Annotated in this window: 5 protein-coding genes and 1 pseudogene; all 6 read right to left on the bottom strand. The window is 74.1% G+C overall.

Annotation, left to right across the window (positions count from 1 at the left end):
* Positions 1-3,936, bottom strand: a 3,936-nt coding sequence (locus tag CCN29_RS35435) for a type I polyketide synthase (protein WP_442538565.1), incomplete at its 3' end; no start/stop codon positions are given.
* A 169-nt stretch (positions 3,937-4,105) separates the two neighbouring features.
* Positions 4,106-8,203, bottom strand: coding sequence for an AMP-binding protein (locus tag CCN29_RS30170; RefSeq protein WP_086685703.1), 4,098 nt, complete (start codon positions 8,201-8,203; stop codon positions 4,106-4,108).
* A 9-nt stretch (positions 8,204-8,212) separates the two neighbouring features.
* Positions 8,213-9,064: an ABC transporter permease gene (locus tag CCN29_RS30165; protein WP_006130287.1), complete on the bottom strand. Its 852-nt coding sequence runs from the start codon at positions 9,062-9,064 to the stop codon at positions 8,213-8,215.
* Positions 9,064-10,053: a daunorubicin resistance protein DrrA family ABC transporter ATP-binding protein gene (locus CCN29_RS30160; RefSeq protein WP_006130286.1), complete on the bottom strand. Its 990-nt coding sequence runs from the start codon at positions 10,051-10,053 to the stop codon at positions 9,064-9,066. Before CCN29_RS30160 ends, CCN29_RS30165 begins: the two co-directional genes overlap by 1 nt.
* Positions 10,054-10,164: 111 nt before the next feature.
* Positions 10,165-11,370: a cyclic dehypoxanthinyl futalosine synthase gene (mqnC, locus tag CCN29_RS30155; protein WP_006130285.1), complete on the bottom strand. Its 1,206-nt coding sequence runs from the start codon at positions 11,368-11,370 to the stop codon at positions 10,165-10,167.
* A 114-nt stretch (positions 11,371-11,484) separates the two neighbouring features.
* Positions 11,485-12,335 (bottom strand): annotated as a pseudogene (locus tag CCN29_RS30150) (menaquinone biosynthetic enzyme MqnA/MqnD family protein).
* Between the last annotated feature and the right edge of the window lie 54 nt (positions 12,336-12,389).

Raw genomic sequence — 12,389 nt, 5'->3', positions numbered from 1 at the left:
TCCGTCGCCGGCGTATTGGGCGATGAGTTGGGAGCGCAGGGCGACGACGCGTGCGCCGTCGGAGAGGGAGAGGGCGCCGGCGACGGTGGCGGCGGCGATTTCTCCTTGGGAGTGTCCGATGACGGCGGTGGGGTGTATTCCGGTGGCGCGCCATTGTGCTGCGAGGGAGACCATGACGGCCCAGAGGGCGGGTTGGACGACGTCGACGCGGTCGAGGCCGGGCTGGTCGGGTTCGCCGCGCAGGACTGCGAACAGGTCCCAGTCGACGAAGGGTGCGAGTGCGTCGGCGCACTGGGTGAGCCGTTCGGCGAACACTCCGCCCGCGTCGAGCAGGGGGACGGCCATGCCGGTCCATTGGGCGCCCTGGCCGGGGAAGACCCATACCGGGTTGCCCACCGGGCGGCCGGTTCCGCGGATCACGTCGTCGGGGGTGCGCAGGCGGTGGATCAGGGTGTCGCGGTCGGTGTCGGTGAGGGGGATCGCGGCGCGGTGTTCGAACACGGTCCGTGAGCCGGCCAGCATTCGTGCCACTTCTTCGACCGGCACGTCCGTGTGCCGCTCGACGAAGTCCGCGACGCGTTCCAGCGACGCGCGCAGCGCATCCTCGTCACGTCCCGACACCACCAACGGCACCAACGCGCCGGAATCGGCGGTCGGCGGAGCCTGCTCGATGTGCGGCGCCTCTTCGAGGACGAGATGGGCGTTGGTCCCGCTGGCACCGAAGGAGGAGATGCCGGCGCGGCGGGGGGTCGTCGTGCGGGGCCAGGGCTGAGTCTGGGTCGCCAGCCGGACGTGGCCGGTGTCCCAGTCCACGTGGGTCGACGGCTGGTCGACGTGCAGGGTGCGCGGGACGGTGCCGTGCCGCATGGCCAGCACCATCTTGATGACGCCGGCGACTCCGGCGGCGGCCTGGGTGTGGCCGATGTTGGACTTCACCGAGCCCAGCAGCACCGGCTCGTCCGAGGAGCGTGCCTGCCCGTAGGTGGCCAGGAGTGCCTGTGCCTCGATCGGGTCGCCCAGGGATGTGCCGGTGCCGTGGGCCTCGACGACGTCCACGTCGGCGGGTGAGACGCCCGCCTGGGCCAGGGCGGCGCGGATCACCCGTTGCTGGGCCGGTCCGTTCGGGGCGGTCAGGCCGTTGGACGCGCCGTCCTGGTTGACCGCCGAGCCGCGCACCACCGCCAGGACGGGATGGCCCAGCCGCCGCGCGTCCGACAGCCGTTCCAGCAGCACCAGACCGACGCCCTCGGCGAACCCCGTACCGTTCGCACTGTCCGCGAACGCACGGCACCGCCCGTCCGCGGAGAGCGCGCCCTGCCGGCTGAACTCGACGAGCGCACCCGGGGTGGACATCACGGTGGCGCCGCCGGCCAGCGCGAGCGAGCACTCCCCGTTCCGCAGCGACTGGGCGGCCAGATGGATCGCCACCAGCGACGAGGAGCACGCCGTGTCCACGGTGATCGCCGGACCCTGCAACCCCAGTGCGTAGGAGATGCGGCCCGAGGCCACGCTGGTGGCGGCGCCGTTGCCGAGGTAGCCCTCCAGGTCGCGCGGGGAACGGTCGTAGAGCCCGGGGCCGTAGCCTCCGTGCATCACCCCGGCGAAGACGCCCGTCCGGCTGCCCTTCATCGTCGTCGGGTCGATGCCGGCGCGCTCGAAGGTCTCCCAGGCGGTCTCCAGGAGCAACCGCTGCTGCGGGTCCATCGCCAGCGCCTCGCGCGGCGAGATGCCGAAGAACGCGGCGTCGAAGGTGCCCGCCCCGTCGAGGAACGCGCCCTGGCGGGCGGACGACTTCCCACCGCCCGCCCCCTCGTCGTCCAGCAGCCGGTCCAGGTCCCAGCCGCGGTCCTCCGGGAGCGGGCCGACCGCGTCGGTCTCCGCCACGAGCAGATTCCAGAAGTCCTCCGGTGTCCGGGTGCCGCCCGGCAGGCGGCAGCCCATCGCCACGATGGCGATGGGCTCGTCCGGCTCCGCGGCGGTGACGTCGGCCGCCGGTGCCGCCTCGTCCGTGGCGGAGCCGCCTCGGGTCAGCCCGTCGAGGTACTGCGCGAGGGCCTGCGGAGTCGGGTGGTCGTAGGCCAAGGCGGCCGTGAGACGGTGGCCGGTGGCCGCGGACAGCCGGTCACGCAGGGCGACGGCCGCCAGCGAGTCGAAGCCCACCTCGTGCAGGGGCCGGTCGACGACCACGTCCTGGACGGACGGCAGACCGAGGATGTCGGCGATCACGGACCGCACCAGGGTGAGCAGTCCGTGCCGGGCCGCGGACGGGCCGGTGCCGTCGGCTCGCGGGATCACGACGGCCGCCGCGCCCGGGCCGTCGGTACCGTCCGTGCCGTCGGTGGCGGGGCGGACGGTGACGGCGGGGTTGACGAGGAGGAGCCTCGTGGTCAGGTCGCGCAGGCGCCGGCGGGCGATCTTGCCGTTCGCCGTGCGCGGGACGGCGTCGATGACGTGGAACTCGTCGGGCACCTTGAAGTAGGACAGCTCCCGGCGGCACGTCTCCAGGAGCCGCCCGGTGTCGATGCCCTCGGCGCCGTCGGGTCCCGGCACCAGATAGGCGACGGGCACCTCGCCGAGCACGGGGTGGGGCTTGCCGGCCACCGCCGCCTCGGCCACGCCGGGCAGCCCGGCGAGCACCCGCTCCACCTCGGCGGGATGGATGTTCTCGCCGCCGCGGATGATCAGCTCCTTGGCGCGCCCCGTGATGCTGAGAGCGCCGGCCGGGTCCAGGCGGCCGAGGTCGCCGGTGCGGTACCAGCCGTCCACGAGGACGGCGTCGGTGGCCTCGGGGTCGTTGTGGTAGCCGACCATGGTGGCCGGGCTGTGCACCCAGATCTCGCCCTCCTCACCCGCGGCCACCTCTTCGCCCGTCTGCGGGTCTGTCAGGCGCAGCGTCAGGCCGGGCAGGGGGGTTCCGCAGGAGCCCGGGACCCGCGCCCCGGTCGGCTCCTGGGTGGTGATGGCGCCTCCGGTCTCGCTGCTGCCGTAGCTGTCCACGAGGCGTACGCCGAAGGCGGCCTCGAAGTCCTCGTGCAGTTCGGGCGGGCAGACGGAGCCGGCCGCCATGCACACCCGCAGCCCGGGCAGTCCGCCCCCCTCCTCGCCCGCCAGCTCCACCATGCGGCGGTAGACGCTGGGGGAGTTGACCAGGAAGGAGGCCCGCTCGCTGCGGACGGTCTCGATGATCTCGTCCGGGGCCGAGCCCTCCAGGATGTACGCCGACGCGCCGACGGCCAGCGTGGCGAGGACGCCGATGTTGTGCGAGGCGGCGTGGTAGAGCGGCATGGGCCACACCACCCGGTCGTCCGGGGAAAGGCCGAGGATCGTCGCGGTGCACGCGGCGGTGGCCCACAGGGACTTGCGCTGGGTCGACACCACACCCTTGGGGCGCCCGGTGGTGCCGGAGGTGTAGAGGATCCAGGCGGTCTCGTCGAGGCCGAGGTCGTCGCGCGCGTCGGTGGCCGGCGGGGTGACGGCGAGTTCCTCGAAGTCGGCGGTCCCGGGTACGGGTTCGGCGGCGCCGACGACGATCAGGCCGCCGTCGAGGGTGCTGCCGCCGAGCGTCCGCCGCACCTGGGGCAGCTGCGCCACGCCGGTGATCACCGTGCGCGCTCCGCTGTCGGTGAGGTGGTGGGTGAGCTCGGCGTCGGAGGACTTCGGGTCGACCGGCACGCCGACCGCTCCCGCGCGCGCGACGGCGAGGTAACTCTCCACCATCTCGACCCGGTTGCCCATGCGCAGCAGGACACGGTCGCCGCGGCCGACCCCGCGCGCGACGAGATGGCCGGCCAGGAACCGCGTGCGCTGCTCCAGCACGGCGTAGGTGACGGCGCGACGGCCGTCCTGGAAGGCCCGCGCGTCCGGCCGGGTCCGGGCGTGGTCCGCGAGGATCTCATGCAGCGGCCGGACCAGCGCAACACGGGGCTTCTCAGTCACGACGCTCGACTTCCAATCACCTGGGCAACGGAGACGCACGACTCGGGCGGTCCGGGCCGCCGGGCACGCGAACGGCGGGGAGTCCTCCCCTGCCTACGGGGTCAGTATGGGTGCGGGCGGCTTAGGTCTTTCTCTAGATCCGGCAGGCCCCGTGACCTGCCGGAGTCCGTCAGCCGTCCCCGTCGGCCAGCAACGCGCCGCGCAGGTGGCGGGCCAGGCCCGCCGGTGTCGCGGAGTCGAAGACGACCGAGGCGGGCAGGGAGAGCCCCGTCGCCGACTCCAGCGCGTTGCGCGCGCTCAGCGCCGTCAGCGAATCGAACCCGAGGTCACGGGTCTCCGCCTCCCCGGGGACCTGACCCGTCGAGGCGAGCCCGAGCACCGACGCGAACCGGTCACGCACCAGGCGCAGCAGGACCTCCTCCTGCTCGGCGGCGGTCAGCACCGCCAGCCTTCGGCGCAGGCCCCCGGGACCGGCGGCCGCGTCACGCGCCGTCCGCCGTGCGAGCCCGCCCGCCGCGTCCCGCAGCAGCGCGGCCGTCGCGGTGAGCGGTCCGCCGCCGTGCGGGACGCGGAGGTCCGGCCGCTGTGCCGTGAGCGAGGCCCGCCCCGCGGCGACGGCGGCGGCGAACAGGTTCGTCGCCTCGTCGGTGCCGCCCTCGGGGCCGCGCAGCGACACCGCGGGCACACCCGCCCGCCGCAACGCCCGGGCCCACACGTCGAACACCGCCGCCACGGCCGCGTCCGCCAGGCCCGCCACGGCGGGCGCGGGCGTCGCGAACACGACGCGGTCGAGGTCACGCCCCGGCGCCGACCGCACCAGTTCGAGCGCCGGGCCGAGCACCGGGTGCAGCGCGGCGTCCACGTCGGCCCGGGCGTCCGCCGTCGGGCCGTCGGCGCGCACGGCCGCGGTGAACAGCACCGTGCGGGGAGCACCGTCCAGCAGGGCCCGCACCGTCCCCGCCGGGTCCACCGGATCCCAGCGCAGCAGCTCCGGCGCCGCGGCACACGGCCCGAGCCGATCGGCGACGCTCTTCGCGAACGGCCCCGTCAGCAGCGGCCCCGCCGCCCCCTGCCCGGTGCCGCCGCCGGCCCGGACGAGGAGCGCCTCGGCCGGCCCTTCCGTCTCGACGCCCGCGAACAGGGCCGTACGCCCGGGGGCGAGGGCCGGCACGGGCCCGGCCGGGACCCGCACCCCGCGCGGGACCAGGGCACGGCCGTCGCGCAGGGCCAGTCGCGGCTCGCCGCTCGCGACGGCGTCCTCGACACGGCGCCAGGAATCCGGCCCGGCATCGGTGTCGAGGAGCACGAAGCGCCCCGGCGCACGGTCCTGCGCGGCGCCGACGAGACCCCGGACGGCCGCCGCTCCCGCGTCCGGAAGCCGCCCGTCGTCCGTGACGACCGCGTCATGGGTCACGACGGCCAGCCGGGTCCGCGCCAGCCGGGGGTCGGCGAAGTGCCGTATCCACATGAGGGCCTCACCGACCGCCGCACGCACCGCGTCCGCCGGGTCCGCGCCGTCCCGCGCGGTCGGGGAGACGACCACGACGTCCGGGACGGGCGCGCCTTCCTCGACCGCGCTCAGCAGCGCCACCGGATCGGGATAGGCCTCGCCGGGGCGGCCCGCCGACGACAGGGCCGCACGCACCCGCGACGCGTCCGGACCGACCATGGCCCACCGGTGCGCGCGGACCGCGGACCGCGGCAGTGCGTACGGCTCCCACGACTCCTCGAAGAGGGCGTCCTGCTGCGCCGCCGACGCGCTGCGCACGGCGTCGCTCCGCAGCGGCGCACAGCTCACCGAACGCGCGCTCAGCACCGGGTCCCCGGCGCCGTCGGAAGCCTCCAGTTCCCAGGAGCCGTCCGGCGTCTCCCGCAGCCGTACCCGCAGTGCGCAAGCGCCGGTGGCGTGCAGCGTCACGTCCCGCCAGCGCACCGCCGCCACGGGCCCGGCACCGGCCGGCGCCGCCCCCCGGGCCAGGCCCAGCGCCCCCGCCAGCGCCGCGTCCGGCAGCGCCGGATGGAGGGCGTGACGGTCCTGGCCCGTCACCCAGTCGGGCAGGGCCACCTCGACGAAGACCTCGTCGCCGCGGCGCCACACGCCGCGCGGCGTGCGCGCGGCCTCCGGCCGGCCGGCATTGTTCCGGCCGGTGACCGGGGTGGCCCCCCGCGGAGGCCACACGGACCGGCCCGCGGCGGGTTCCGCGACGGGTTCCGTGACGGGGGCCGGTGCCACCGTCGCTGTCGCATACCGGGTCCACGGCCGTCGCGCGGCACCGTGCTCGTCGCGCCGCCCGTGCACCGTCACCCGCCGCACCCCGTCGGCCTCCGGCACGCCGACCGTCACCCGCAACTGCACGCCACCGTGGCGGGGCAGCACCAGCGGCTCGTCCGCCGTCACATCCAGGGCCTTGGCGCAGCCGGCGCGGCCCGCCGCGTGCAGCACCAGGTCCAGAAGGGCCGCCCCGGCGAGCACCACCGTGCCGTCCACGCGTTGTGCCAGGGTCGGATCGTCCCCGGTCGCGGTGACCCGGCCCGTGCACACCAGTTCGTCGCGCCCGGGCAGTTCCACCACCGCCGACAGCAGCGGATGGCCGCCGTCGTCCAGGCCCAGACCGACGGCGGCCGACGAGCGGGGCGAGGACCCGGGCCCCTGCGGGGGACGTCGCCACAGCGTCCGCGTCGGCAGCCCCGCCAGCAGCTTCCGCGCGATCTTCCCGCCGGGGTTGCGGGGCACCTCGGTGACCTCGTGGATCTCCTCCGGCAGCTTGAACGCCGACAGCCGCCGCCGGCAGGCGGACAGCACCGCCTCCACGTCGAGCCCGCCTGCCGCTGGGACCACGTAGGCGACCGGCACCTCGCCGAGCGTCCCGTGGGGGACACCCGCGACGGCCGCGTCCGCGACCCCGGGCGCCTCGACCAGGACCCGCTCCACCTCCCGCGGGTGGATGTTCTCCCCGCCCCGGATGATCAGTTCCTTGAGCCGGCCGGTGATCGTCACGTATCCGTCGGAGTCCTGGCGGGCCAGGTCACCGGTGCGGTACCAGCCCCCGGAGAGCACCCTCGCGGTCTCCTCCGGCTGCCGGTGGTAGCCCAGCATCAGCGCCGGACTGGACACCCACACCTCACCCTCGGCGCCCCGCTCCACCTCCTCGCCGGTGCGCGGGTCCGTGAGCCGCAGCGTCACCCCTGGCAGCGGAACACCGCACGAACCGGGCACGTACGGACCCTGCGGCAGGTTCGTGGTGATCGCGCCGCCCGTCTCCGTGGAGCCGTAACTGTCCAGCAGCGCGAGACCGAACGCGGAGCGGAACGCATCGTGCAGGGACGGCGGGCACGACGAGCCCACCACCATGCACACCCGCAGCCGCGGCACGGCGAGCGCACCGGACCGCGCCGGCTCCACCATCTGGTGGTACAGGGTGGGCACGCCCACCAGGAACGTGGCGTCCTCGTCCGCCGCCCGGCGCAGCACCTCGTCGGCGTCCGGACCGTCCGTGAGGCAGACCGTGGCACCGACGGCCACGGCACCCAGCACGCACACGTTGTGCGCCACCGCGTGGAAGAGCGACATCGGCCACAGGACGCGATCCCGCGGGGACAGGCCCAGCAGCGGCGCGTTGCAGGCGGCGGTCGCCCACAGCGACGTCCGCTGCGTGCACACCACTCCCCTGGGGCGCCCGGTCGTCCCCGACGTGTAGAGCAGCCAGGCCGGCTCGTCGAGGCCCAGGTCGTCGCGGGGCGGATGGCGCAGCGACCACGACGACGCCAGCTCCTCCCAGCGCGGCAGCACCGCATCGGCCCCCTCGGCGAGGCCGGCCGCCTCCGTGAAACCCGGCTCACCGTCCTCGCCGACGAGGACCACCACGGTGCCGGGCCGGTCCGCGAGCACCCGGCGCACCTGGGGCAACTGCGCGGCGCCGGTGACGACCAGCTCCGCCGCGCAGTCCTCCAGCAGATGGGCCAGTTCCGCGTCGGTCGACCCCGGATCGAGCGGCACCCCGACGGCGGCGGCCCGGGTGACGGCGAGGTAACTCTCCACCGTCTCCACCCGGTTCGGCAGGTAGATCACCGCCGACGCGCCGCGCGCGAGCCCCAGCTCCACGAGATGGCCGGCCACCCGGGCGGTACGCCGGTCCAGCTCGGCCCAGGTCACCGCCCGACGGGTGTCCTTGAAGGCGATCCGGTCGGGCTGCCGCGACGCGTGCCCGGCGAGCAGTTCGTGCACCGGGCGGATCAGCTCCGCCCGGAACGTGGCCTCCGCGGTCACGATCTCTCCTCAGGAGCCGGCCGAAGCGTAGCGGCGCACCGCCAGTGTCCGGCACACCACCGCGATCAGCAGTGACCAGGTCACCGACACCAGCACGGGGTGCTCGGCGGGCCAGGAGCCCGTGGCGGTGAGCCCCGGGTTGCCGAACAGCTGCCGCGCGGCCTGCACGGTCGCGCTCAGCGGGTTCCACTCCGCGGCCCAGCGCAGCACCGTCGGGAGCGTCGAGGGCGCCACGAACGCGTTCGACAGGAACGTCAGCGGAAACAGCCACAGGAAGTTGCTGGTGGCCGCCGCCTCCGGGGCGCGCACCGACAGGCCGATCACGACACCCACCCACGACAGCGCGTACCCCATGAGCAGCAGCAGCCCGAACGCCGCGGCGGCGCGCGGCAGCCCGTGATGGATGCGCCAGCCGACCAGCAGCGCGCACAGCACCATCACCCCGACCACGATGACGTTCTGCACGAGGTCCGCGACGGTGCGGCCGGTGAGCAGCGCGCTCCGCGCCATCGGCAGCGACCGGAAGCGGTCCACCATGCCGCTCTGCACGTCGTTGGCCATGCTGACACTGCTGTTGCCGGCGGTGGCGAAGGCGATGGTCTGCGCGAAGAACCCCGGCATCATGTACTCGCGGTACGCCGCCGCGCCCTCGGCGCCGGGCAGACCGAAGGACCCGGCGAACAGGTACGCGAAGAGCAGCACGAAGACGACGGGCTGCACCAGACTGAGGATGAGCACCTCGGGGATGCGCACCGACCGGATCACGTTGCGCCGCGTCACGACGAGGACGTCGCGCAGGGACTTGGCGGCCGTGCCCGGCTTGAGTTCGGGTACGGGCGGTGCCGCTGTCGACACGTTCATCACTCCTTCTCGCTCGGCGCGCCGGCGCCGACCGCCGCGCGCCCGGGGTCCCGCGGGGTGTCCTCGGTGAGGGCCAGGAAGACCTCGTCCAGCGTGGGGCGGCGCAGTCCGATGTCGGTGAGCGCGATGCCGTCGGCGTCGAGCGCGGCGATGACCTCCGTGAGCAGCCGCACCCCGCCGTTCACCGGCACGGAGACCGTGCCGCGCACCCGGTCCACGTCCGGGGCACGGGTGCCGAAACGCGCCAGGAGTGCGGCGGCGAAGTCGAGTTGCTCCGGCCAGGACACGACCACCTCGATGCGCTGGCCGCCCGCCTGCTCCTTCAGCTCACGCGGTGTGCCCTGCGCGATGATGCGTCCGTGGTCGACCACGGCGAGGTCGCGGGCGAGGCGGTCGGCCTCCTCCAGGTACTGGGTGGTCAGCAGCAGTGTGGTGCCCTGGGCCACCAGGTCCTCGATGGCGTCCCACAGCATCAGCCTGCTCGTGGGGTCCAGACCGACCGACGGCTCGTCGAGGAACATCACCGAGGGCCGGATCACGAGGGCCCCGGCCAGGTCGAGCCGCCGCCGCATGCCGCCCGAGTAGGTGCTGGACACGCGGTCGGCGGCCGCGCCCAGGTCGAACCGGTCCAGCAGTTCGTCCGCCCGCTGCCGGGCGGCCCGGGAGCGCAGCCCGTACAGTTCACCGATCATGCGGAGGTTCTCCCGGCCCGTGAGCCGGTCGTCGACGGCCGCGAACTGGCCCGAGAGCCCGATCGACAGCCGGACCCGGTCCGGGTCGCGGACCACGTCGTGCCCTGCCACGGTGGCGGTGCCCGCGTCGGGCCGCAGCAGCGTGGTGAGCAGCCGGACGGTCGTGGTCTTGCCCGCTCCGTTGGGGCCGAGCAGTCCGAGCACGCCGCCTTCCGGCACGTCCAGGTCTACTCCGTCCACGGCCCGGACCTCGCCGAAGGTCTTGACCAGACCCGTGGCGTGAATGGCGCCCGCCATGGGCTTCTCCGTCCTCGTGTGCAGGGATGGGGGAGGGCTGTGCGCCGGGGTGAGCCGGAGGGCGTGTGTCCGGGACCCGGCACGCGCGAGCCCCGGAGACACGCCCGGGGCTCAGGTGGTGGCGATCAGCTTCAGCTCGGGGTGGGCGGTGCCGCCCGCGATGGCCGTGGAGGACACGTGCGAGACGATCCGCTCGTCGACGGGGTCGTTCGCCGGGTCGTCGTGCACGACGAGGTGCTCGTACGTCGTGGAGCGCTGCGCCGGGACCCGGCCCGCGGTACGGATGAGGGTGATCAGCTCCATCAGGTTGGAGCGGTGCTTGGCGCCGGCGGAGGAGACGACGTTCTCCTCCAGCATGATCGACCCGAGGTCGTCCGCGCCGTAGTGCAGGGAGAGCTGGCCGATCTCCTTGCCGGTGGTCAGCCAGGAGCCCTGGATGTGGGCGACGTTGTCCAGGAAGAGCCGCGCGATGGCGATCATGCGCAGGTACTCGAAGAGGGTCGCCTGCGTGCGGCCCTTCAGGTGGTTGTTCTCGGGCTGGTAGGTGTACGGGATGAACGCGCGGAAGCCGCCCGTGCGGTCCTGGACGTCACGGATCATCCGCAGGTGCTCGATCCGCTCCGCGTTGGTCTCGCCCGTGCCCATCAGCATCGTGGAGGTGGACTCCACACCCAGGTTGTGGGCGATCTCCATGATCTCCAGCCACCGCTCGCCGGACTCCTTCAGCGGGGCGATCGCCTTGCGCGGACGGGCGGGGAGCAGCTCCGCGCCGGCGCCGGCGAACGAGTCCAGACCGGCCGCGTGGATCCGCTTGACGGCCTCCTCCACGCTCACCTTCGAGATCCGGGCCATGTGCTCGACCTCGGACGCGCCCAGGGAGTGGATGACGAGCTGCGGGAACTCCTTCTTGATCGCCGCGAAGTGCTGCTCGTAGTACTCCACGCCGTAGTCCGGGTGGTGACCGCCCTGGAACATGATCTGCGTGCCGCCCAGCTCGACCGTCTCGGCGCAGCGGCGCAGGATGTCGTCCAGGTCGCGGGTCCAGCCCTTCTCGGTGTCCTTGGGGGCGGCGTAGAAGGCGCAGAACTTGCACGCCGTGACGCACACGTTCGTGTAGTTGATGTTCCGCTCGATGATGTACGTCGCGATGTGCTCGGTCCCGGCGTACTTGCGGCGGCGCACGGCGTCGGCGGCGGCGCCCAGCGCGTGCAGCGGCGCGTCGCGGTAGAGGGCGAGCGCCTCCTCGGGCGTGATCCGTTCCCCGGCCGCGGCACGGTCGAGAACGGGCTGGAGCGGGTGGTGCGGCGGTCGGGACACGGTGCCGGCCTTTCCGGTGGCGTGATCGGGACGGACATGCGGTCGGGAGCGGGAGCGCGCCCGTGGTGCGGGAGCGCGTCCTGGTGAAGACGTGCGATGCGTGCGGTAACGGGATCAGGAAGCGGCGGGTTCGAACAGCCGGACGGTGACGTCCGGCGGGAAGCCCTCGGCGTCGCCGCCGACCCGGCGGGCGAACTCGGCGATGCCGTCGAGCTGGGCCTGCCCGAGACGGAAGTCGAGCGCGGTGGTGTAGTAGCGCTCCAGCGTCTCGGCGTCGAACTCCTCCCACTGGGACGCCTGTTCGCACACCTTGGTCACCTCGGTCAGCGACAGGTCGCGCGAGGCGAGCAGGTTGGCGTGGACCTGGTGCACCAGTTCCGGTTCCCGGGCCAGGAAGTCACGGCGCGCGGCGAACACGGCGAACACGAACGGCAGCCCCGTCCAGTCCTTCCACATCCGGCCCAGGTCGTGCACGTGCAGCCCCATGGCGGGCGCCTGGTGCAGGGCCGCGCGCAGCGCCGCGTCACCGATGATCACGGCGGCCTTCGCCTCGGTCATCATGGTGCGCAGGTCGGGCGGGCAGACGTAGTAGTCGGGCCGCACGCCGACGCGCTCGGCCAGCAGCAGCTGCGCCAGGCGCACGGAGGTGCGGCTGGTCGAGCCGAGCGCGACCCGCTCACCGTCCAGGTCCTCCAGCGGGACCTGGCTGACGATCAGGCAGGACATCACGTCGCCGTCGCTGCCGACGGCGNNGGCCCGATGTCGAGGTCGCCCGCGGCCAGCGCGTCGTTGAGGCCGTCCGGGGTGTCGGTGCGCAGCTCCATGTCGAGGAGGGTGCCGGTGCGGGCCAGTCCCCAGAACAGCGGCAGGCAGTTGAGGAACTGGATGTGCCCCACCCGGGGCCGGCGTCGGCGGGCCGGTATCGGCTCCGACTCCCGCGCCCCGGGGGCGAGTCGCTCGGTCATGGTGCACAACTCCCGGAGGGGGTCGAGTGGTGGGGGAGAACAGGAGGGGGGAGC

Source organism: Streptomyces pseudogriseolus, from assembly GCA_002154585.1.
GTDB classification, from domain to species: domain Bacteria; phylum Actinomycetota; class Actinomycetes; order Streptomycetales; family Streptomycetaceae; genus Streptomyces; species Streptomyces pseudogriseolus.
Note: the sequence above shows the minus strand (reverse complement) of the source record. Positions and strands in the feature narration are given on the sequence as shown.